The 21,078-nt window shown below is 71.0% G+C and carries 20 protein-coding genes; 4 read left to right on the top strand and 16 right to left on the bottom strand.

Going from position 1 to position 21,078, the window contains the following annotated elements; translation table 11 throughout:
• Nucleotides 1-177: 177 nt before the first annotated feature.
• The 8 genes from AC0665_RS24045 to AC0665_RS24010 form a co-directional block, all read right to left on the bottom strand.
• Nucleotides 178-372 carry a hypothetical protein gene (locus AC0665_RS24045; protein WP_468410406.1) on the bottom strand — a complete coding sequence of 65 codons (195 nt, stop codon included), beginning with the start codon at nt 370-372 and terminating at the stop codon, nt 178-180.
• Nucleotides 373-417: 45 nt separating this feature from the next.
• On the bottom strand, nt 418-717 hold the full coding sequence (locus tag AC0665_RS24040) for a hypothetical protein (RefSeq protein ID WP_468637027.1): 300 nt from the start codon (nt 715-717) through the stop codon (nt 418-420).
• Nucleotides 718-854: 137 nt separating this feature from the next.
• Nucleotides 855-1,916 (bottom strand): helix-turn-helix transcriptional regulator, encoded by a 1,062-nt coding sequence (locus AC0665_RS24035; RefSeq protein ID WP_468410410.1) that lies wholly within the window; start codon nt 1,914-1,916, stop codon nt 855-857.
• A 17-nt stretch (nt 1,917-1,933) separates the two neighbouring features.
• The gene (locus tag AC0665_RS24030) at nt 1,934-2,911 is read right to left on the bottom strand and encodes a helix-turn-helix transcriptional regulator (protein WP_363120322.1); all 978 of its coding nucleotides are present in this window, start codon (nt 2,909-2,911) and stop codon (nt 1,934-1,936) included.
• Nucleotides 2,912-3,040: 129 nt separating this feature from the next.
• On the bottom strand, nt 3,041-3,412 hold the full coding sequence (locus AC0665_RS24025) for an FKBP-type peptidyl-prolyl cis-trans isomerase (protein ID WP_010045336.1): 372 nt from the start codon (nt 3,410-3,412) through the stop codon (nt 3,041-3,043).
• Nucleotides 3,413-3,467: 55 nt separating this feature from the next.
• On the bottom strand, nt 3,468-4,448 hold the full coding sequence (locus tag AC0665_RS24020; RefSeq protein ID WP_478705765.1) for an FKBP-type peptidyl-prolyl cis-trans isomerase: 981 nt from the start codon (nt 4,446-4,448) through the stop codon (nt 3,468-3,470).
• Nucleotides 4,449-4,637: 189 nt separating this feature from the next.
• Complete coding sequence (gene pafA / locus AC0665_RS24015; RefSeq protein ID WP_031106199.1) at nt 4,638-5,999, bottom strand: Pup--protein ligase; 1,362 nt, start codon at nt 5,997-5,999, stop codon at nt 4,638-4,640.
• A gap of 9 nt (nt 6,000-6,008) precedes the next feature.
• Nucleotides 6,009-7,268: an MFS transporter gene (locus AC0665_RS24010; protein WP_363120324.1), complete on the bottom strand. Its 1,260-nt coding sequence runs from the start codon at nt 7,266-7,268 to the stop codon at nt 6,009-6,011.
• 97 nt (nt 7,269-7,365) lie between these two features.
• Here AC0665_RS24010 and AC0665_RS24005 point away from each other — a divergent pair, with 97 nt between their 5' ends.
• Nucleotides 7,366-8,376 (top strand): LacI family DNA-binding transcriptional regulator, encoded by a 1,011-nt coding sequence (locus tag AC0665_RS24005; RefSeq protein WP_468410418.1) that lies wholly within the window; start codon nt 7,366-7,368, stop codon nt 8,374-8,376.
• 343 nt (nt 8,377-8,719) lie between these two features.
• On the opposite strand, the gene prcA is transcribed toward AC0665_RS24005, so the two are convergent.
• From prcA to arc, 5 genes are all read right to left on the bottom strand, one after another.
• The gene (gene prcA, locus AC0665_RS24000; RefSeq protein WP_478705764.1) at nt 8,720-9,463 is read right to left on the bottom strand and encodes a proteasome subunit alpha; all 744 of its coding nucleotides are present in this window, start codon (nt 9,461-9,463) and stop codon (nt 8,720-8,722) included.
• Between the two features lie 67 nt (nt 9,464-9,530).
• Nucleotides 9,531-10,376 (bottom strand): proteasome subunit beta, encoded by an 846-nt coding sequence (gene prcB, locus AC0665_RS23995; protein WP_468410422.1) that lies wholly within the window; start codon nt 10,374-10,376, stop codon nt 9,531-9,533.
• A 360-nt stretch (nt 10,377-10,736) separates the two neighbouring features.
• The gene (locus AC0665_RS23990; RefSeq protein WP_057579613.1) at nt 10,737-10,955 is read right to left on the bottom strand and encodes a ubiquitin-like protein Pup; all 219 of its coding nucleotides are present in this window, start codon (nt 10,953-10,955) and stop codon (nt 10,737-10,739) included.
• A gap of 178 nt (nt 10,956-11,133) precedes the next feature.
• Nucleotides 11,134-12,645, bottom strand: a complete 1,512-nt coding sequence (gene dop / locus AC0665_RS23985; protein ID WP_363120328.1) for a depupylase/deamidase Dop — start codon at nt 12,643-12,645, stop codon at nt 11,134-11,136.
• Nucleotides 12,646-12,878: 233 nt separating this feature from the next.
• Nucleotides 12,879-14,645, bottom strand: a complete 1,767-nt coding sequence (gene arc, locus AC0665_RS23980) for a proteasome ATPase (protein ID WP_468410425.1) — start codon at nt 14,643-14,645, stop codon at nt 12,879-12,881.
• Between the two features lie 245 nt (nt 14,646-14,890).
• On the opposite strand from arc, the gene AC0665_RS23975 reads away from it, so the two are divergent.
• Nucleotides 14,891-15,196: a ferredoxin gene (locus tag AC0665_RS23975; protein ID WP_468410427.1), complete on the top strand. Its 306-nt coding sequence runs from the start codon at nt 14,891-14,893 to the stop codon at nt 15,194-15,196.
• A gap of 59 nt (nt 15,197-15,255) precedes the next feature.
• On the opposite strand, the gene AC0665_RS23970 is transcribed toward AC0665_RS23975, so the two are convergent.
• The 3 genes from AC0665_RS23970 to AC0665_RS23960 form a co-directional block, all read right to left on the bottom strand.
• On the bottom strand, nt 15,256-15,834 hold the full coding sequence (locus tag AC0665_RS23970) for a hypothetical protein (protein ID WP_468410429.1): 579 nt from the start codon (nt 15,832-15,834) through the stop codon (nt 15,256-15,258).
• 318 nt (nt 15,835-16,152) lie between these two features.
• Nucleotides 16,153-17,055 carry a tRNA (adenine-N1)-methyltransferase gene (locus tag AC0665_RS23965; RefSeq protein WP_363120332.1) on the bottom strand — a complete coding sequence of 301 codons (903 nt, stop codon included), beginning with the start codon at nt 17,053-17,055 and terminating at the stop codon, nt 16,153-16,155.
• A gap of 50 nt (nt 17,056-17,105) precedes the next feature.
• On the bottom strand, nt 17,106-19,112 hold the full coding sequence (locus tag AC0665_RS23960) for a site-2 protease family protein (protein ID WP_478705763.1): 2,007 nt from the start codon (nt 19,110-19,112) through the stop codon (nt 17,106-17,108).
• Between the two features lie 198 nt (nt 19,113-19,310).
• Here AC0665_RS23960 and AC0665_RS23955 point away from each other — a divergent pair, with 198 nt between their 5' ends.
• Entirely contained in the window at nt 19,311-20,282 is a 972-nt protein-coding gene (locus AC0665_RS23955; protein WP_478705762.1) for a RecB family exonuclease, read from the top strand.
• Between the two features lie 54 nt (nt 20,283-20,336).
• A complete protein-coding gene (locus AC0665_RS23950) occupies nt 20,337-21,008 on the top strand; it encodes a response regulator (protein WP_030606450.1) in 672 nt (223 codons plus the stop codon).
• Nucleotides 21,009-21,078: the final 70 nt, after the last annotated feature.

The raw sequence follows: 21,078 nt of genomic DNA, 5'->3' as shown, positions 1-21,078 counted from the left end.
GCGATCGTAACGCTCGGGGGTAAACGCGAGGCAATCCCTCTGCATCCCCTGTGCGTACTCCCGTCCGCGGCCAGTGCCTCGTTAACCGGGCCGCGACCAGCAGAGTACCTGTACGAACCGGCTGCGTGACAGGGCGAAGTGTCCCGAAACGCAACTGACAGCCGCCCGCCGGACAGCTCACAGAGCGTCGACGGAACGGGCGGCGCTCTCGGCGGCCCGCTCCAGGTCCTCGGCGGCCCGGTTGATACGGCGCGCCGAGTCGGTGACCTGCCTGCCCAGGCGCTCCGCCTCCACGAAGACCCGCACCGCGAGCACTCCGAGCACGACGAGACCCACGAATCCCACGGCAACCGCGAACATCGGCCAGAACATGACGCCGAGCCTAGACCTTCCTGAACGGGTGAACGTCCCGACCCACTAGACGGTGGAGTGCAGCCGCAGGGTGCGGACACCGCCGCCGGTCAGCAGTTCCACGATCCGCTCCCCCGCGGGCTTGCGGACGGACGCCCCGCACTCGGGGCAGGTGAAGGAGTAGAAGGTGGTGCGGCTCGTGGCGCCGATGGCCAGGCGCAGGGCGCCGGCGGCGAGCTCGAAGCACCCCCGGCAGTCCGGGCAGCCCGCCCTGAACACGACCGGGTCCACACGTCTCATCCCGGCGAACGCGGACTCCACCGTCATGCCCCCGACACCACCGGACGTCGTCGCCGACTCGCTCAAGCCCTCGCTCCTCTTCCTGGGGTCGTTCGCCTGCGGAGCACTCCGCCCGACACCGCGACCGACGTCACGCCCGGCGGCAGGGTGGGTGCCCGGGACCGGCCGGACCCGGTGGCCGAACCCGGTGGGCACCTGCGGCCTCACTCGGGGCCGCCACCCGTTCCGCCCGCGACCACGTGCGGCTCGCCCGCCTCGGCGGCACGAGCCGTCCGCACCGCCTCGATCCCGTCGTACGCCGCCAGCGCCTCACCGGCCGCCCGCCGGGCGCTGTCCGCGAGCTCCGGCGGCGAGACGATCCTGCCGTCCCGCCCGAGCCGCAGGGCCAGGCGCCGCAGCGACGCCGGTTCGGGGGTCCGCAGAGTGATACGCAGCCCGCCGTCCGCGAGCTCATCCGCACTGTCGTGCGGGTAGTACTCCGCGACCCAGCGTCCGCCGGGTCCGACCTCGATCACGACCTCCGGATCCTCGGCCGCCGGCTGCACCAGCGCCTCCGAGAGGTCGCGCAACTCGATCTCGGGCGGCGCCGACGGCTCGTCCAGGATCTTGATCTCCGCGACACGGTCCAGCCGGAAGGTGCGGCGCGCCTCGGAGCGGTGGCACCAGGCCTCGACGTAGGTGTGCCCGACGCTGACCAGGCGGATGGGGTCGATCTCCCGCTCGGTGACCTCGTCGCGCGCGGGTGAGTAGTAGCGGATCCACAGCCGGCGGCGCTCGGCGATCGCCCGGTCGACGTCCGCGAAGACCCCGCCCTCGGACTCGAAGGTCACCGACAGCCGTGAGCTGGCGCCCGCCGCCTCACCGGCCGCCGTCTCCACCTTGGCCGTCGCCCGCAGCAGCGCCTGCCGGTCGCTCTCGCGCAGTCCGGGCAGCGTGGCGACGGCCCGGGCGGCGACCAGCAGGGCGGTGGCCTCGTCGGCGGCGAGCCGCAGCGGCTCGGCCGCTTCCGCGGCGAGGGCGGCCGGGTTGTGCCACCAGATGCGCTCGCCGTCGGTGTCGATGTCGAGCAGGTCGCCGCCGCGGAAGCTGGTGCCGCACATGGGCAGGACGTCGAGGTCGGAGACCAGCTCGTCCTCGCTGATGCCGAAGGCGCGCGCGACGTCCTCGACCCGCGCTCCGGGCCGCTCTCTCAGATACGTGACCAGCGAGAGCATCCGCCGGGTCTGGTCGATGGCGTTCACGGGCCTGACCGGTTTGCCTGCCACTGTCTTTCCGCTCCCCCTCAGCCCTTGGCCACGGCCCGCAGCCGGTCCACCACGTCGGCCCGCAGCTCGGCGGGCTCAAGGACGACCACGTCCGGCCCGAACTCCACCAGCCAGGCGTCCAGCCCGTGGCCGTACGGAATCTCCAACTCGTCCCAGCCGTCGCCGAGTTCCCGGACGGAGGTGGCCTTCGCCCGAAGGGGGTACCCCGCGCCCGCGCGCAACCGGATCCGCGCCGAGCGGTCGGCGATCTCGCCGGCCCAGCTCGCCACGGTCTCCCGGACGGTGACGACGTCCGGCACCTCGGCGGTGTACCGGCCGCCGCGCGAACGGACCTTGCCGGTGATGCGGGAGAGCCTGAAGACCCGCTCGGCGCCCCGGTCGCGGTCCCAGCCCGCCAGATACCAGTGGCCCCGCCAGCACTCCAGCGCCCACGGCTCCACGTGCCGCTGCTCGGGGTGGGCGGCGGTGGCCTTGCGGTAGTCGAACGCGACGGGCCGGCGGTCCCGGCAGGCCAGCATCAGCGGCTCGAAGGCCGCCTCGTGCACGGGGATGCGCGGCTCCAGCGCGCCGTGCGACCCGTAGGGGTCGACGTCCTCGGGGAGCCCCGCCGCGCGCAGCTTCTGCAGGGCGCCACTGGCCGCTCCGGCCAGCCGGGCCTGCTGCCACACCTTGGCGGCGAGCCCGAGGGCGGCGGCCTCCTCGGCGTCCAGCGTGATGGCCGGCAGACGGTTGCTGTCGCGGCGGGCCATGTAGCCGATCTCGCCGTCGAGGCTCTCGACGGTCTCGATGACCAGCCCGAGTTCGCGCAGGTCGTCCTTGTCGCGCTCGAACATGCGGTTGAAGGAATCATCGGAGCCGGTCGCGCCGTTTCCCGGCCCGAAGGCCTCGACGTAGGCCTCGATGGAGTCGCGCAGCTCACGCTTGCTGAGCGGCCGCCGTGTCCCGAGCAGACACAGCGCCAGATTCATCAGCCGCTCGGCCTTGGCAATGGCCATCGACGCGCTTCGCCTCCCTATGGTGCTTACGAGCGATGACCGTACCGCCACACGGTGGCACGGCAAAAGCCGAGGGCCCATGCCCGAACAGGCATGGGCCCCACATGATCGAGTCTGTTCGGATCCTGCTCAGACCCCGAGCAGGTCGACCACGAAGATCAGCGTCTCGCCGGGCTTGATCAGAGGGGACGGGCTCTGGTTGCCGTAGGCCAGGTGGGCGGGGATGGTCAGCTGGCGGCGGCCGCCGACCTTCATGCCCTGCACGCCCTGGTCCCAGCCCTTGATGACCCGGCCGCCGCCCAGCGGGAAGCGGAACGGGGTGCCACGGTTCCAGCTGGCGTCGAACTCCTCGCCGGTGCTGAAGGAGACGCCGACGTAGTGCACGGTGACCGTCTGGCCGGCCTGCGCGACCGGGCCGTCGCCCTCCCAGATGTCCTTGATCTCGAGGTCCGCCGGGGGCTCGCCGCCCGGGAAGTCGATCTCGGGCTTGTCGATGCTCACTTCATCTCTCCTTGTTACGTGACCTGCGTCGAGGACAGTCTCACAGACCGGCCGGTCAGACCGTGCCGAGGATGTCCACCGTGAAGACCAGGGTGTTCTTGGCCAGCTCACTGCTCGGGCTCGCGCCGTAGCCGAGCGAGGGCGGGATCACCAGCAGCACGCGGTCGCCCACGTGCTTGCCGACGAGGCCCTTGTCCCAGCCTGCCACCACGGAGCCGTTTCCGATCTGGAAGGCGGTGGCGCCGCCGTGGTCCCAGGAGGAGTCGAACTTCTTGCCGTCCTCCCACTTGACCCCGGTGTACTGGGCGATCAGGCCCTGGCCGGCCTCGACCTTCTTGCCGTCGCCCTTGATCAGCACCTGCTCCTTGAGGTCCTTGGGAGCCTTCTCGCCCTTGGGGACGGTGATGACCGCGGCTTTCTGCGACGGGGACTTCACCTCGGGCATGCCCGGCTCGGAGGGCGCCTGCTCGCCCTTGGCCTCGGCCTTGGCGTCGACGCTCGCGGCACCGACCGGGTCGACCACCCAGATCAGCACGTCCTTCGCGGAGATCCCGGAGGAGGTGTTCAGGCTCTGGCCGATCAGGTCGCCCGCGGTGCCCTGCACCAGGATCCGGCTGCCGGGCTTCTTGCCCTTCATCGCGTCGAGGACCTTCTCGGGCAGCTGCTGGCTCGGCTTGCCGAGCTGCTCGATGGACTGCCGCCGGGGAGCCTTGTCACCCGTCGATCCGGCGGCCCAGGTACCGCCGAGCTCCTGGTCGCCGCCCCACTTCTCGACGGTCCAGTCCAGGCGGACGAAGTCCGATCCCTTGATCGGGGTGCCGCTGCCCGCCGAGACCGTCCTGACCACGGTCTTGTCGGACGGCTTGCCGTCCTTGGGCACGGAGATCTCGGGCTTCGCCCCGACCTTCCCCTTGACCTCGGCGACGCCTCCCGCCGCGTCGCCGTTGTTCCCGTCGTCCGATCCGCACGCGGCGGTGAACAACAGGGCGGGAACGGCCAGCAGCGCGGCCACGCGTCGTTTCGTGTTGTAGTTCATCAGTCCAACTGGGATCGGTGGTGTGGGGGCAATGGGCGCCACTCTACGGCGTGCACGCTCCTCACCCGCCTCACCGCGCGACATGGCGCCCCCGAGCCGCTCCCGTACCTGCGGACAAGGAACGGAAAAGCCGGTGCCGGGAGGTCCGAAAACCTCCGGGCACCGGCTTCCCGCACCGGCCGGAACCGGCTACATTCCGGCGATCAGCTTCTCCACCCGGTCGTCCACCGAACGGAACGGGTCCTTGCACAGCACGGTCCGCTGCGCCTGGTCGTTGAGCTTGAGGTGCACCCAGTCGACCGTGAAGTCACGGCGCTGTTCCTGGGCCCGCCGGATGAAGTCGCCGCGCAGCCGGGCCCGAGTGGTCTGCGGCGGAACGGACTTGCCCTCGAAGATCTTCAAGTCGTTGCAGATACGGGCCGCCTGGCCCTTCTTCTCGAGCAGGTAGTACAGACCACGACGGCGGTGGATGTCGTGGTAGGCGAGGTCTATCTGCGCGACCCTCGGGTGCGACATGGTCATGTTGTGCTTGGCGCGGTACCGCTCGATGAGCTTGTACTTCATGACCCAGTCGATCTCGGTGCCGATGCGGTCGAGGTCCTCGGCCTCGATCGCGTCCAGCGTGCGGCCCCACAGCTCCAGGACCTGCTCGACGGTGCCGGTGCGGATGCCCCGGCGCTCGCAGAAGTCCAGGGCCTTCTCGTAGTACTCGCGCTGCACCTCCAGGGCGGAGGCCTCGCGGCCGCTGGCCAGGCGGACCTTGCGGCGGCCGGTGATGTCGTGGCTGACCTCGCGGATCGCCCGGATCGGGTTCTCCAGGGTCAGGTCCCGCATCACGGTGCCCGCCTCGATCATGCGCAGCACCAGGTCGGTGGCGCCGACCTTGAGCAGCATGGTCGTCTCGGACATGTTGGAGTCGCCCACGATGACGTGCAGGCGGCGGTAGCGCTCAGCGTCGGCGTGCGGCTCGTCGCGGGTGTTGATGATGGGCCGGGAGCGGGTCGTCGCCGAGGAGACGCCCTCCCAGATGTGCTCGGCCCGCTGGCTGACGCAGTACACGGCACCGCGCGGCGTCTGCAGCACCTTGCCGGCACCGCACAGCAGCTGCCGTGTGACCAGGAACGGAATGAGAATGTCCGCGAGCCGGGAGAACTCCCCGTGCCGGGCGACCAGATAGTTCTCGTGGCAGCCGTAGGAGTTGCCCGCCGAGTCGGTGTTGTTCTTGAAGAGGTAGACGTCGCCCGCGATTCCCTCCTCGTGCAGGCGTCGTTCGGCGTCCACCAGGAGTCCTTCGAGAATGCGCTCGCCTGCTTTGTCGTGGGTGACCAGTTCGGTCACGTTGTCGCATTCCGGTGTCGCGTATTCCGGATGCGATCCCACGTCGAGATAGAGGCGGGCGCCGTTTCGCAGAAAGACATTGCTGCTGCGGCCCCATGACACGACACGGCGGAAGAGGTACCGCGCCACCTCGTCAGGAGACAGGCGGCGCTGTCCCCTGAACGTGCACGTGACGCCGTACTCGTTCTCCAGCCCGAAAATGCGGCGGTCCATGAGGGAACATTACGCCCGATCCCCTGAACTGAAACGGGGTTCGACAGCACGGTTTGGATCATTTTCCGAACCGGCCGCAACAACCGCTCCCTGGCCGGGAGCTGCGACTACCCGTCCTGTGGCCGTCAAAACCAGCAAAGACACGCCACCGGCGACACCCGGTACGGCGAAGCCCCACACGGCACCGCCCACCTCCACGACGGGGCCCGCGACGCCCGTTCCGACCGAGTGGCCGACGGTGAACGTCGTCACCAGCCAGGAGAACGCCTCGGTGACCGTGCCGCGCGGGGCGTGCCGGTCGACCAGGACGAACGCGCAGGCGATGGCGGGCGCGAGGAACACGCCGGCGAGCGCGGTGAGCGCCACCATGGGCACGGCGTCCGGCGTGAGCGTCAGCGGCAGGTAACACACCACCAGAAGGGCCACCAGCACCCGCAGTCGCCGGGCGGGCTCACCGGACCACTGCCGGGCCCCGTAGACGGCGCCGCCGACCAGCGCGCCGAATCCCAGGGCGGCCATCAGCCAGCCGTACACGGCGTCCCCGCCGTGGTCGTCCGCGTAGGGCACCGAGGCGACGGTGATGGACCCGAGGGCCATGCCGATGAACAGGAACGCCGCCAGCAGCGCGAGCAGTCCCGGCGAGCGCAGCGCACCGAGCCAGTGCGCCTCGCGCGGCGCCGACCGCCAGGCGCGGGAGGGCTGCGAGACCACCACGGACAGCGCGCCCAGCACACCGACGACGTTCAGCACGAGCAGCGCGGCCTGGGCGGACCACAGGGACACGCACAGGGTCACGAGCAGCGGCCCGACGGTGAACATCACCTCCTGGGCCACGGCGTCCATGGCGTACGCCGTGTGCACCTGGTCCTCCCGCTTCAGCACGGAGGGCCACAGCGCCCGCAGCCCGCCCTCCAGCGGCGGCGTGAAGAGCCCGGCCCCGGCGACGGCGGCGTAGGCGAGCGGCAGCGACCCGATGCCGGAGAAGGCGAAGACCGCCATGGCGAGGGCGGAGAGGACGGCCGCGGGCAACTGCACACGCGGCTGTCCGCGCAGGTCCACGATCCTGCCCAGCACGGGCTGCCCGACGGCGTTGGCGACGCCGTAGACGGCCGCCAGGGCGCCCGCGAGGCTGTACGTGCCGCCCTCCGCCCGGACGAACAGCACGATCGCGATGGCGGCCGTGGCGTTGGGCAGCCGGCCCACGAGCGTGCCGACGAGCAACCGGGCGGCGTGTCGCGCCCGAAGGATCTCCAGGTATCCCGTGGCCATGTTCCCGCCGTCCCCGCGCTAGGTTTTACGTATAACGTCGACTTCCATACGTACCATGTCCGCTGTTCACGAGTCCAGATGAAAGAGCAGGCCGACGGTGGCACGAGGCAGTACCCGCCCCACGAGCCGGGACGTCGCCCAGGCCGCCGGCGTCTCCCAGGCGGCCGTCTCCCTGGTCCTCGGCGACAAATGGCGCGGCCGCGTCTCGGAGGCGACCGCGGAGCGCGTCCGCGAGGCCGCCCGGGACCTGGGCTACCGCCCGAACCTCGCCGCCCGCAACCTGCGCCTGGGCCGCACGCGCACCGTCCTCCTCGTCGTCCCGGCGCTCACCACCGAGTTCTTCGCGGGTGTCTACACGGGCGCTGCCCGTGTCGCGGCCGAGCACGGCTTCGGCGTGGTCCTCTACCCCTCCCCCGAGGGCATCGGCCCGGCCCGCGACCCCTTCGCCTCCGCGCAGTCCGCGCTGGACGGCGTCATCGCCTCCTCCATGGCCGCGGACGCCCTGAGCGCGATCCGCGGCGAGGCGCTGCCGCTGGTGATGCTGGACAGCGACCCGGCCGGGAGCCTCGGCGCGGCGACGGTCAACCTGGACATCGCCGACGGCGTCCGCCAAGCCACGGAGCACCTCCTCTCCCTGGGCCACCGCCGCTTCCTCCATCTGGCGGCGGACGTCCCCTCCTGGACCTTCGAAGTACGCGCCCGGGAACTGGCGGCGAGACTGGCGGAGGTACCCGGCACGTCCGTCCGCACGGCCCGCTCCCCGATCTCCATCGAAGGAGCGGTGGCCGCCGCCGAAGCGGCGCTCGCAGCTCCCGGCACTCGCCCCACCGCCGTGATCTGCGACGACGACCAGCTCGCGGCCGGCACGTACAAGGCAGCCCGCCGGGTGGGACTGCGTGTCCCCGATGACCTGTCGGTCACGGGTCTGGACGATCTGGCCCTGGCCACGGCCATCGACCCGGAACTGACGACGGTCCGCCTGGACGCGGAGCTGTTCGGCGAGCGGGGCATGGGGGCCCTCCTGGCGGTCCTGGAGGGCCGGGAGCCCGAGAGCGGGGACATCCCGGTCCAGCTGGTGGTACGGGGCTCTACTGCACCGCCTCGTTGACTGTGCGCTGCGTGGGTGCTGAGGCCGGGCGGGTCCGCAACCAGGGGTGGCGGGGTGCCGCTGCGCCCACCCGTGCCGCCCCCAGCGGCACGCATGCCCGCAGCGGGGACGGCCCGCACCCGCCTACGGCGAGCAGGGGACGTGTCGGGGGGTGTCCGCCCGCAGCGGTTGGCGCGTCGACGCCAGTCAGTCGGTACAAGGGTCCATCGCGCCGTTCCGAGGACGGACACCCCCCGGCGGCCCCGGCCCACACCCGGCAGAAGGCGAAGCCACACCAAAGCCGCAGACGGCAACGCGCCCCGGCCGCGAACCACCGGCCGGAGCGCGTCGCACCACGTCAGGACTACTCGGCGTCCTCCGACGCCTCGTCCGCCGCACCGCCGGAGGCACCCGCCTCGAGCAGCCGATCCAGCTGCCCCCCGCTGATCCGCTTGAACTTGCGCTTCTGCGGGCGCGTACGGTCCAGCACCGCCACCTCCAGCCGCTCCGCGGGGATCTCCCGCTCGCTGCCGTTGGTGTCGCGGGACAGCGCCTGGACCGCCAGCCTCAGCGCCTCCGCGAGCGTCATGCCCTCCCGGTGGCGCTGGTCCAGATAGCTGCTGATCTGCTCGGCGTTGCCGCCCACCGCGACCGAGCCGTGCTCGTCCACGATGGAGCCGTCGTGCGGCAGCCGGTAGATCTGGTCGCCCTCGGGCGTCTCGCCGACCTCGGCGACGACCAGCTCCACCTCGTACGGCTTCTCGGCGGCGCTGGAGAAGATCGTGCCCAGCGTCTGCGCGTACACGTTCGCCAGGCCCCGGGCCGTCACATCGTCACGGTCGTAGGTGTAACCCCGCAGGTCGGCGTAGCGCACGCCGCCGATCCGCAGGTTCTCGTACTCGTTGTACTTGCCGGCGGCCGCGAAGCCGATCCGGTCGTAGATCTCGCTGAACTTGTGCAGCGCACGGGACGGGTTCTCGCCGACGAACACGATGCCGTCGGCGAACTGCAGCACGACGAGGCTGCGACCACGGGCGATGCCCTTGCGGGCGTACTCCGCCCGGTCGGCCATGGCCTGCTGGGGTGAGACATAGAACGGCGTCGACACCGGTTATCCGTCCCTCTCTTGAAGATTCCGTCGGTTCACTGGACCACCCTCCGAAGAAAACCGCCGCTCACAGCAGCGCGGCCCGCGGCCCGTCGGGCTGCTCCAGCCGCCGCTCCAGGATCGAGCGCGCGATCTCGGACGCCTCGCTGTCGGTGAGCCGGCGGAAGCCGTCGTCGGTGATCACGGTGACGATGGGATAGATCCGGCGGGCGACATCGGGACCACCGGTGGCCGAGTCGTCGTCTGCCGCGTCGTAGAGCGCCTGGACCACGAGCGTGGTGGCCTCGGCCTCGGTGAGGTCGTTGCGGAAGAGCTTCTTCATCGCGCCGCGCGCGAAGATCGAGCCGGAGCCCGTCGCCGCGAAGTTCTGCTCCTCGGAGCGGCCGCCGGTGACGTCATACGAGAAGATGCGGCCCTTGCCGCGGTCCACGTCGTACCCGGCGAACAGCGGCACCACGGCCAGGCCCTGCATGGCCATGCCGAGGTTGGAGCGGATCATCGTCGACAGGCGGTTGGCCTTGCCCTCCAGGGACAGCTGCGCGCCCTCGACCTTCTCGAAGTGCTCCAGCTCCAGCTGGAACAGCTTCACCATCTCGACGGCCAGGCCCGCCGTGCCGGCGATGCCCACCGCCGAGTACTCGTCGGCCGGGAAGACCTTCTCGATGTCCCGCTGCGCGATGACGTTGCCCATGGTCGCCCGCCGGTCACCGGCGAGGACCACACCGCCGGGGAACGTCACGGCGACGATCGTGGTGCCGTGCGGTGCCTCGATCACGCCCTGGGTGGGAGGCAGTTGCCGGTTGCCGGGCAGCATCTCCGGCTGGTGCTCGGAGAGGAAGTCCATGAAGGAGGAGGACCCTGGCGTCAGGAAGGCAGCTGGTAGACGCCCGGTGCTACGAGTGTTGGCTTCCACGCGATTCCTTCCACGTATGCGACAGCCCGCCCTGTGACGTCGGGCCGATCCTTGGAACAACCCCGGCCCGTTCACGGCCGGGGGCTCGGTATGCCTCGGACCCTACCCGTCCTTCGGCGGTGATCCACATGCCCTGCGGGACCAACTGCGCTCAAGCTGCGCCGCACTTGCCCGCCGCGCACGCCGGCCGGACCGGAGGACGGGCCGGTGTGCGGTCCGCCGGGTCGGGACGCCACCGAAGCCCGGAGCGCCGCGCGCGAGGGCACCCTCTCAGGTGCTGCCCCGCGCGCAGCGCTCCGCATTCCGGCTCGTCCCTCGCCCGCGCACCTCGCTCACCTTCAAAAGGCAGGCTCAGGCGTCTTACTGGCCACCCTTTTGAACGAAGGAGCGCACGAAGTCCTCTGCGTTCTCCTCGAGGACGTCGTCGATCTCGTCCAGAACCGAGTCGACGTCGTCGCTCAGCTTCTCCTGACGCTCCTTGAGGTCCTCGGAGCCCTGCGTCTCCGCAGCCTGCTCCTCGACCTCCTCGGTGGACCGGGTGGCCTTCTGCTGTCCGCCGCCGGTGTCCTTGGTCGCCATATCCCTCACCCCGCTCGGTTCGCCCGACACAGTTGCTCGGTCAAGATCAGACCCTACTCGCCGGGTCTGACAACGGCCCCGTAGTTGCTCCAACGTACGGGGACCACCTCGATGATTCCCGGACCAGGGCTTTTCCACCCTGCCCGGCCGGTTCCCGACGAGTACCCGCTCCGCGCGGTCACCCGCCCGAAAGCACCCTGACCAGGTCTTCCGCGGTGCGGCAGCGGTCCAGGAGCTCCTTGACGTGATTACGCGTTCCGCGAAGCGGTTCCAGGGTTGGGACGCGCTGCAGCGAGTCCCGGCCCGGCAGGTCGAAAATCACCGAGTCCCAGGAGGCCGCCGCGACGTCGTCCGCGTACTGCTCCAGGCAGCGGCCGCGGAAGTAGGCCCGGGTGTCCTCCGGCGGCACCGTACGGGCCCGCTCCACGTCCGCGTCCGTGAGCAGCCGCTTCATGCGTCCACGGGCCACGAGACGGTTGTACAGGCCCTTCTCGGGCCGTACGTCGGCGTACTGGAGGTCGACCAGGTGCAGCCGGGCCGCGTCCCAGTCGAGGCTGTCCCGGCGCCGGTAGCCCTCCATGAGCTCCCGCTTGGCGACCCAGTCCAGCTCTCCGGCCAGACTCATCGGGTCGTGCTCCAGCCGGGTGAGGGTGTCCTCCCAGCGGGACAGGACGTCCTTGGTCTGCTCGTCGGCGTCGGCGCCGAACCGCTCCTCCACGTATTTGCGCGCCAGCTCGTAGTACTCCATCTGGAGCTGGACCGCCGTGAGCGTCCGGCCGCTGCGGAGCGTGACCAGGCGCTTCAGGGACGGGTCGTGCGACACCTGGTGGAGCGTGCGCACCGGCTGGTCGACGGCCAGGTCGACGGCGATGAACCCGTCCTCGATCATCGACAGCACCAGCGCGGTCGTGCCCAGCTTGAGATAGGTCGAGATCTCCGACAGGTTCGCGTCGCCGATGATCACATGCAGACGGCGGTGCTTCTCGGCGTCCGCGTGCGGCTCGTCGCGGGTGTTGATGATCGGGCGCTTCAGCGTCGTCTCCAGGCCGACCTCGACCTCGAAGTAGTCGGCCCGCTGACTGAGCTGGAAGCCGTGTTCGTGCCCGTCCTGGCCGATGCCGACGCGGCCCGCTCCGGCGAAGACCTGACGGGAGACGAAGAACGGCGTCAGGTGGCGCACGATGTCCGAGAAGGGGGTCTCCCGCTTCATCAGGTAGTTCTCGTGCGTGCCGTAGGACGCGCCCTTGTTGTCGGTGTTGTTCTTGTACAGGTGGATCGGCTGGGCACCGGGCAGCTGAGCGGCCCGTTCCGCGGCTTCGGCCATGATCCGCTCGCCGGCCTTGTCCCAGAGAACGGCGTCCCGGGGATTGGTCACCTCGGGCGAGCTGTACTCGGGGTGCGCGTGGTCGACGTAGAGCCGTGCACCGTTGGTGAGGATCACGTTGGCCAGGCCGATGTCCTCATCGGTGAGCTGGCTGGAGTCGGCGGCCTCGCGGGCGAGGTCGAAGCCTCGCGCGTCCCGCAGCGGATTCTCCTCCTCGAAGTCCCAGCGGGCCCGGCGGGCCCGGTGCATCGCCGCCGCGTAGGCGTTCACGATCTGGGACGAGGTGAGCATGGCATTGGCGTTGGGGTGGCCGGGGACGGAGATCCCGTACTCCGTCTCGATGCCCATTACTCGCCGTACGGTCATGCGGCCCTCCTTGCCCGGCGGCGCCCTCGGTCGTGGGCGCCACTCAGATACCGCTGGCGCTCGGTTGCGTGTGCGGTGCCCGTCCCCGCACTGCGCGACTCGGCGGTACGCAAGAGCCTAGAACGCCTTTGCGCTGGTGGGGAGATCATTTGCGTCATTGCGTGCTCCAGCCGTGGCCCGAAAAACAGTCGGCTGCGGGTACCCGCCGAGGGCACCCGCAGCCGCCCTGTCTTTTACAGGTACTGACCGGTGTTCGCCACCGTGTCGATGGAGCGTCCGGTGTCGGTGCCCTGCTTTCCGGTGATGAGCGTACGGATGTACACGATCCGCTCGCCCTTCTTTCCGGAGATCCTGGCCCAGTCGTCCGGGTTGGTGGTGTTCGGCAGGTCCTCATTCTCCTTGAACTCGTCCACGCATGCCTGGAGGAGGTGGGAGACGCGGAGGCCCTTCTGGTTCTTCTCGAGGAAGTCCTTGATCGCCATCTTCTTGGCGCGGCCGACGATGTTCTCGATCATGGCGCCGGAGTTGAAGTCCTTGAAGTAGAGGACTTCCTTGTCACCGTTGGCGTAGGTGACCTCGAGGAAGCGGTTCTCCTCGGACTCGGCGTACATGTGTTCCACGGCCGTCTGGATCATGCTCTGGACCGTGGAGGCCTTGGAGCCGCTGTGCTCGGCGAGGTCGTCGCCGTGCAGGGGGAGGCGCTCCGTGAGGTACTTGCCGAAGATGTCCTTGGCCGCCTCGGCGTCCGGACGCTCGATCTTGATCTTCACGTCGAGCCGGCCGGGCCGCAGGATGGCGGGGTCGATCATGTCCTCACGGTTGGAGGCACCGATCACGACCACGTTCTGCAGGCCCTCGACACCGTCGATCTCGGCGAGCAGCTGCGGGACGATGGTGTTCTCCACGTCCGAGCTGACACCGGAGCCACGGGTGCGGAAGAGGGACTCCATCTCGTCGAAGAAGACGATGACGGGGGTGCCCTCGCTGGCCTTCTCACGGGCCCGCTGGAAGACGAGGCGGATCTGCCGCTCCGTCTCACCGACGTACTTGTTCAGGAGCTCGGGGCCCTTGATGTTAAGGAAGAAGCTCTTGCCGGCGGCCTGGCCGGTCACCTCGGCGACCTTCTTGGCCAGCGAGTTGGCCACGGCCTTGGCGATGAGCGTCTTGCCGCATCCGGGGGGCCCGTACAGCAGGACGCCCTTCGGCGGCCGCAGTTCGTGCTCCTTGAACAGGTCCGGGTAGAGGTACGGCAGCTCGACCGCGTCGCGGATGGCCTCGATCTGGCCGCCGAGACCGCCGATCTGCTCGTAGCCGATGTCGGGGACCTCTTCGAGGACGAGCTCCTCGACCTCGCTCTTCGGCACGACCTCGTAGACGTAACCGGAGCGGGGTTCGAGCAGGAGGGCGTCGCCGGGGCGGATGGTGACGTCCAACAGCGGCTCGGCGAGCCGTACCACCCGCTCCTCGTCGGTGTGCCCGAGCACGAGGGCCCGCTCGCCGTCCTCGAGGATCTCCTTGAGGGTGACGATGTCACCGACGCGCTCGAACTCCATGGCCTCGACCACGTTGAGCGCTTCGTTGAGCATGACTTCCTGGCCGCGCCGGAGCTCTTCGAGCTCGACGCTGGGGCTGACGTTCACCCTGAGCTTGCGGCCGCCGGTGAAGATGTCGGCGGTGCCGTCCTCGTTGGCCGTCAGGAACACACCGAAGCCGGCCGGCGGCTGCGCGAGCCGGTCGACTTCCTCCTTGAGGGCCACGATCTGGTCGCGGGCCTCACGCAGTGTGTTGGCGAGTCGCTCGTTCTGCGCGGACACGCCGGCCAGATTGGTCTGCAGCTCGACGATCCGCTCTTCGAGAATCCTCGTGTGTCGCGGAGAGTCGGCGAGCTTGCGTCGCAGGACGGCGATCTCCTGCTCAAGATAGGCGATCTGCCCGGCCGGGTCGTCGGACCCGCTTCCCGGGCGGATGCCGCGGTTCATGTCGTCGTCGTGGGCTGCCACGGTCCTCACCTCCTCCAAGGGGAGCTGGACGCTTCCAGACCCTACCTGGGCGGGTGTCGATTGAAACCCCTAGATCACAAAGACGGTCGGGGTGTGTCCGATCTTCACCCTTGCGCTCTCCCTCACGCCAGGGGAATACCCAGCGAACATGATTGGAACCCAGCCGGAGGTAGGGTCGAACTGTTCAACACCCGCCGGAGCTGGCCGGATTCCCGACACGGCTCGGCGGAGAAACGGCAGGAGAGATGAGCGTGCAGCAGGTGGCCGGGGCCGACGGCGAGGAGCTGGAGGTCTGGATCGACCAGGACCTGTGTACCGGCGACGGCATCTGCGCCCAGTACGCGCCCGAGGTGTTCGAGCTGGACATCGACGGTCTGGCCTATGTGAAGAGCCCCGACGACGAGTTGCTCCAGGACAAGGGCGCGACGACGCCCGTTCCGCTGCCGCTGCTCACGGACGTGATCGACTCCGCGAAGGAGTGTCCGGGCGAGTGCATCCACGTACGTCGGGTTTCGGACAGGGCCGAAGTCTTCGGACCGGACGCAGAGTGACTACTTCTCCACGTTCCGTTACTACTGTCTGATATCTCACACGCGGCGGCTCAGGCGCCTCATACGCTGCGGGCGCCGGCCGGGGTCGAGCGGACGAACGAGCCGTTCTGCCAACGCCATTTCGCGTCGCTCTTCTCGTCGGGGCAGCAACGCGGCACGTCGGCCGACGAGTAGCCGAGGAGCGTGGCCGTGACGGCGCCTGCCCGTACGGCGAAGTCGGTCACGGTGCTGCCGTCCTTGGGATCGAGCAGGGTGGCCACGATCCGCGGCTTGCCGCCGTCGGCGTCGCGGGTGAGGACGTAGACGCCGTCGGGCGGGGTCCCCATCGGGGAGTCGCAGTGGACCACGGCCACCGTCTCGGGCCGGCCGTCGCCGTCGAGGTCTCCGAAGGCCCGCTTCTTCACCACGGCCTTCACCGTGCCGCAGTCGACCGGGTACGTCACCGCGCCCGGGTCGGGCGGAGTGAGGGGCGCCGGGGCGCTCTTGGTCTCGGGGGCGGCGGGCGAAGCCGCGGTCGCCGCTCCGGGCTGGAGGACCGAGGAGAAGGCCACGACCCCGGCGACGGCCGTCGCGGTGGCGAGCCAGTGGATGGGGCGGGCGTGGGTGTGGGCGAGCTCCGGGACGGCGGAAGACTGCACTAGGAGGGTCTCCTGAGGCTGTGCCGGTGGGGTGGCCAGCATGGTGCCACACGTCACACCGCGAGGGAACGGCGGGGTGTGCATGTCCACTGCCGGGGAAGGCAGAACGGTTACGGTTTCTGCCGCGGTGTCAGCGTGCCCGTGCGCGCCCGGCCCCCGCTGTGGCGCGACGGGACCGTCACGGCCCGCGCGGCAGGTCAACGGCGTCCCGCGAGGGTTCACCCGGGGCGGCAACGGAAAGGCGCCGTGGCGCAGTTCGGAACGGATCCGGGAACTGCGCCACGGCGCCTGTGCGTTGGGCGTGGTGGACGGGCCGGCTCAGCGGGCGGCGCCGCCGTCGGCGTTGGGGCCGGAGTAGTCCTCGCCGTAGGCGCCCTTGGCGGGGCGGCGGCGGCGCATGGGCGGCTCGACGCCGTCGGCGAGGCGGCGGGCGGTGAGCAGGAAGCCGGTGTGGCCGATCATCCGGTGGTCCGGGCGGACCGCCAGGCCCTCGATGTGCCAGTTGCGGATCATCGACTCCCAGGCGCTCGGCTCGTTGAAGCAGCCGATCTCGCGGATGGACTCCACGGTCCGGGCGAGCTGGGTGGTGGTCGCCACGTAGCAGCACAGGATGCCGCCGGGCACGAGCGCCTTGGAGACGGCCTCCAAGCACTCCCAGGGGGCGAGCATGTCGAGGATGACGCGGTCGACGTCGGCGTCGGACAGGTTGTCCTGGAGGTCGCCGACGGTGAGCTGCCAGGCGGGGTGCGGGCCGCCGAAGTAGCGCTCCACGTTCGCCTGGGCGATCTCGGCGAAGTCGGCGCGGCGCTCGTAGCTGTGCAGCATGCCCTGGTCTCCGATGGCCCGCAGCAGGAAGCTGCTGAGCGAGCCGGAGCCGACGCCCGCTTCCACGACGCGCGCGCCGGGGAAGATGTCGGCGAAGGCCAGGATCTGCCCCGCGTCCTTGGGGTAGACCACGGCAGCGCCGCGGGGCATGGACAGGACGTAGTCGGGGAGCAGGGGGCGCAGCGCGAGGTAGGCGACGTTTCCGGTGGTGCGGACAACGCTGCCCTCGGGAGCACCGATCAGTTCGTCGTGCGGGAAGGAACCCTTGTGGGTGTGGAAGTTCTTCCCGGCCTCGAGCGTGAACGTGTAGTGGCGGCCCTTGGGGTCGGTCAGCTGAACCTGGTCCCCGACCTTGAAGGGCCCGCGCCTGCGGGCGGCACCGGTCGGTTCGGACATGTGACCAGCCTACCGGCCCCGGAGAGGGCCACCGACCACCAGGACCGTTCCTAGGACGGCCTGGCCATCGCCTTGACGAAGGCGCGCTCCACGTCGGCCGCCGACAGGACGCCGTAGATCTCGCCGGTCTCCTCCACCACCAGGTACTCGGTGGCGGGGGTGGCGCGCAGGGCGTCCAGGAGTTCCTCGCCGGACAGCTCCGCCGAGACGCGCATGCCGTCGGTGAGGCCCTGGGCGAGGCCGCTGACGGCGACCCAGGGGCGGCGGTGCTCGGGCACGCCGGCGATGGCGGCCTCGCGGACCAGGGAGAGGGGCCGGCCGTCGGCGTCGACGACGACCAGGGCGCGGGCTCCGGCGGCGTTGGCGCGGCGCAGGGCCTCCGAGAGCGGGGTGTCGGACTCGACGGGGACCGCGCGGCGGGTGAGCGCCCGGGCGCGCAGCTCGGGGAGGTGCTCGCGCAGGCGGGCCATGCGCAGGCTGTTCCCGGCGCCGGTCCAGATGATCGCGGCGAGGATGGCGGCCAGCAGGGCGTCCAGGACGGTGTCCATGCCGACGTTGTCGACGGCGTCGGTGCCGAGGGCACCGGACTGGGTCAGCAGGGGCAGTCCGATCAGCACGCCGACGGCGAGGGCGCGGCCGACCCAGGCGGCGGCGACGGTGCCGGTCATCGGCTTGCCGGTGAGCTTCCACACGACGGCGCGCAGCATCCGGCCGCCGTCGAGGGGCAGGCCGGGCAGGAGGTTGAACGCCGCCACGATGAGGTTGGAGATCATCAGGCCCGCGAGCAGGACGCCGGGGACGGTGCCGGGCTCCACGGCCTGCATCGCGGCGTAGAAGGCGCCGGAGAGGACGAGGGAGAGCAGGGGCCCGACGAAGGCCAGCACGAACTCCCGGCCGGGGGTCTCGGCCTCCTTCTCGATCTCCGAGACGCCGCCGAAGAACTGGAGCTGGATACGGCGGACCGGGAGCTTGAAGCGGAGGGCGGCGACGGTGTGGGCCAGTTCGTGGACCAGCACGGAGGCGTAGAAGGCCACGGCGAAGAACAGCGAGACCAGGTAGCGGGCGGCCCCGAGCTCGGGCAGCACGCGCTCCAGCTGGCCGCCGAACACCCAGGTGATCAGCGCGGCGACGAGGAACCAGCTCGGCGCCACGTACACGGGCACGCCGAAGGGCCGTCCCATGAGCAGCCCGCCCCGGGGCTCCGGCCGCTGCGGGGCGGGGCCCTTGCCGTCGGCGGAGCGGGCGGGCGCGGGGGCGGCGGGGCCGGGCTGGTGGTGAGGCTGGTTCGCCTCGGGCCGCTCGGCGGCGGGGTCCGGGTGGGGACCGCCTGCGTAGGCACGGTCGGGGTGCGCGTCGCCCTCCGGCGGAGGGCCGTCCTCATGCCCGGGGCGGAGGGGTGCCGGGTGTTCGTCACGGGCCGGGACGGTGTGGGGCCCGGCGGACTCGGTCGGCACGCCGCGCTCGCCGGGCGCGTCAGCGGAGGAGTCCGGCGAGGGCTGCCCAGGGGCTACGTCCGACGGCCGCACGCCGGGCGCCTCGGCGGCCTCGGGCGGGGCGTCCGACGGCTGCCGGACAGCAGCCTCGCCGGATACGGAGGTGTGGTCGTCGCGCGCTGGGGCGGTGTGCGGGCCGGTGGGCTCCGTCGGCACGCCGCGCTCGCCGGGCGCGTCAGGGGAGGAGTCCGGCGAGGGCAGCCCAGGGGCTACGTCCGACGACCCCATGCCGGGCGGCTCGGCGGCCTCGGGCGGCGAGGGCTGCCCAGGAGAAGCGTCTGACGGCTGCCGGTCTGACGGCTCGCCGGTGGCGGAGGTCGGGGGCTCGGCGTGCGCGTCACGCGCGGAAGCCGGGCGCGGGCCGGTGGGCTCGGTCGGCACGGCAGGGGCGGATTCCGCGGCGTCAGCCGTCGGGGTGGCTCGCTCCGGGGTGAAACGCCGTTCGTCCGTGGGCTGTTCGTCGGCGGGGGTCGGGTCGGCGGCCCGGGCCGGGGTCCCCGTGTGACGCTCGGCCGACTCGTCGTTGCCGGACCGCGGCCGCCCGCGCCCGCCGCTCTCGTCCACCGGTGTCCCCTCGATCGAAGCGTCTCCCGCGCCTGCCGGACGGGAGGGTCTCGAGTCGATGGTATGCGTCCGTCGAGGCGCGTTTCGCCCCGGCACCCCCGGTGTTTCCCGTACCTCCCCTCCTCTCACGGCTTCTGACCGCGCACACCCGGGACCGCGGCTGGGTCACTGTCAGTGGCGGGCCGTATGGTCTGGGGCATGGAGACGAGCACCGAGGGCGCGGCGCAGCCCGGCGGCGACCCGGCCGCGGCGGTGGACCCGCCGGCAGCGGCCGGGTCCGCCGCGACAGCAGTGGAGACGACCGCACCGACCGCGCCCACCGCCATAGCGCCCGCCTCGCTGTCCCCCTCGCGTGCCAGTGACTTCATGCAGTGCCCGCTGCTCTACCGCTTCCGGGTCATCGACCGGCTGCCGGAGAAGCCGAGCGAGGCGGCGACCCGCGGCACGCTGGTGCACGCGGTCCTGGAGCGGCTGTTCGACGCCCCGGCCGCCGAGCGCACGGCGCCGCGGGCGAAGTCGCTGATCCCCGGCCAGTGGGACCGGCTGCGCGAGACGCGGCCGGAGGTCGTGGAGCTGTTCGCCGACGATCCGGAGGGTGAGCGGCTGGCCCGGTGGCTGGGCGAGGCCGAGCAGCTCGTCGAGCGCTGGTTCACCCTGGAGGACCCGAGCCGGCTGGAGCCGGCCGAGCGGGAGCTGTTCGTCGAGACCGAGCTGGAGTCGGGGCTGCGGCTGCGCGGCATCATCGACCGGGTCGACGTGGCCCCCACGGGCGAGGTGCGGATCGTCGACTACAAGACGGGCAAGGCGCCCCGGCCCGAGTACTCCGAGGGCGCGCTCTTCCAGATGAAGTTCTACGCCTTGGTGGTGTGGCGGCTGAAGAAAGTCGTCCCCCGGCGGCTCCAGCTGGTCTACCTGGGCAGCGGCCAGGTGCTGACGTACGACCCGGTCCTGGCCGACCTGGAGCGGGTCGAGCGCAAGCTGCTGGCGCTGTGGGAGGCGATCCGGCATGCCACGGAGACGGGTGACTGGCGGCCGCGCCCCACGAAGCTGTGCGGCTGGTGCGACCACCAGGCCCACTGCCCCGAGTTCGGCGGTACTCCCCCGCCGTACCCCCTGCCGGTGCGTGCGGCGGAGCTGCCGGTGCAGCCGGCGCCGGGCGAGGGCGGCTGAGTCCGGCGGGCCCGCGCAGGGCAGAATGGGGCCGGGCTAGCGAAGGAGACTCACGTGGCCATCCGCGTCCTACTGGTCGACGACCAACCCCTGCTGCGAACCGGCTTCCGGATGATTCTGGAGGCGGAGCAGGACCTCGCGGTCGTCGGGGAGGCCGGTGACGGACTGCAGGCACTCGACCAGGTGCGTGCGCTGCAACCCGATGTGGTTCTGATGGACATCCGTATGCCGCGGATGGACGGTGTGGAGGCGACCCGGCAGATCACCGGGCCCGGGCGGGACGGCCCGGCGAAGGTCCTGGTGCTGACCACCTTCGACCTGGACGAGTACGTGGTGGAGGCGCTGCGCGCGGGCGCCAGCGGGTTCCTGCTGAAGGACGCGCCCGCCAACGAGCTGGTGCAGGCCATCCGGGTCGTGGCCGCGGGCGAGGCGATGCTCGCCCCGAGCATCACGCGCCGGCTGCTCGACAAGTACGCCACGCATCTGCCGTCGGGCGACGAGCCGGTGCCGGACACGCTGCACACGCTCACCGACCGCGAGGTCGAGGTGCTGAAGCTGGTGGCCCGAGGGCTGTCCAACGCGGAGATCGCCGCCGACCTGTTCGTCAGCGAGACGACCGTGAAGACGCATGTCGGGCACGTGCTGACCAAGCTGGGTCTGCGCGACCGGGTGCAGGCGGCGGTGTACGCGTACGAGAGCGGGCTGGTGCGCCCCGGCGCGCAGTAGCGCCCGGTACGGCAGATACGCGCGAGGGCGCCCCCCGCCGAGCGGGAGGCGCCCTTCTGCACACCCGTGC

Source organism: Streptomyces sp. NPDC043685 (assembly GCF_056436585.1).
This window is presented reverse-complemented; position numbering and strand designations above follow the sequence as displayed.

What these genes read in the sequence shown, in the direction of transcription:
- AC0665_RS24045 (WP_468410406.1), bottom strand. Translation starts at nt 372, where the DNA reads ATGTTCTGGCCGATGTTCGCGGTTGCCGTGGGATTCGTGGGTCTCGTC.
- AC0665_RS24030 (WP_363120322.1), bottom strand. Translation starts at nt 2,911, where the DNA reads ATGGCCATTGCCAAGGCCGAGCGGCTGATGAATCTGGCGCTGTGTCTG.
- AC0665_RS24020 (WP_478705765.1), bottom strand. Translation starts at nt 4,448, where the DNA reads ATGAACTACAACACGAAACGACGCGTGGCCGCGCTGCTGGCCGTTCCC.
- pafA (WP_031106199.1), bottom strand. Translation starts at nt 5,999, where the DNA reads ATGGACCGCCGCATTTTCGGGCTGGAGAACGAGTACGGCGTCACGTGC.
- AC0665_RS24010 (WP_363120324.1), bottom strand. Translation starts at nt 7,268, where the DNA reads ATGGCCACGGGATACCTGGAGATCCTTCGGGCGCGACACGCCGCCCGG.
- AC0665_RS23990 (WP_057579613.1), bottom strand. Translation starts at nt 10,955, where the DNA reads ATGGCGACCAAGGACACCGGCGGCGGACAGCAGAAGGCCACCCGGTCC.
- dop (WP_363120328.1), bottom strand. Translation starts at nt 12,645, where the DNA reads ATGACCGTACGGCGAGTAATGGGCATCGAGACGGAGTACGGGATCTCC.
- AC0665_RS23975 (WP_468410427.1), top strand. Translation starts at nt 14,891, where the DNA reads ATGAGCGTGCAGCAGGTGGCCGGGGCCGACGGCGAGGAGCTGGAGGTC.
- AC0665_RS23965 (WP_363120332.1), bottom strand. Translation starts at nt 17,055, where the DNA reads ATGTCCGAACCGACCGGTGCCGCCCGCAGGCGCGGGCCCTTCAAGGTC.
- AC0665_RS23955 (WP_478705762.1), top strand. Translation starts at nt 19,311, where the DNA reads ATGGAGACGAGCACCGAGGGCGCGGCGCAGCCCGGCGGCGACCCGGCC.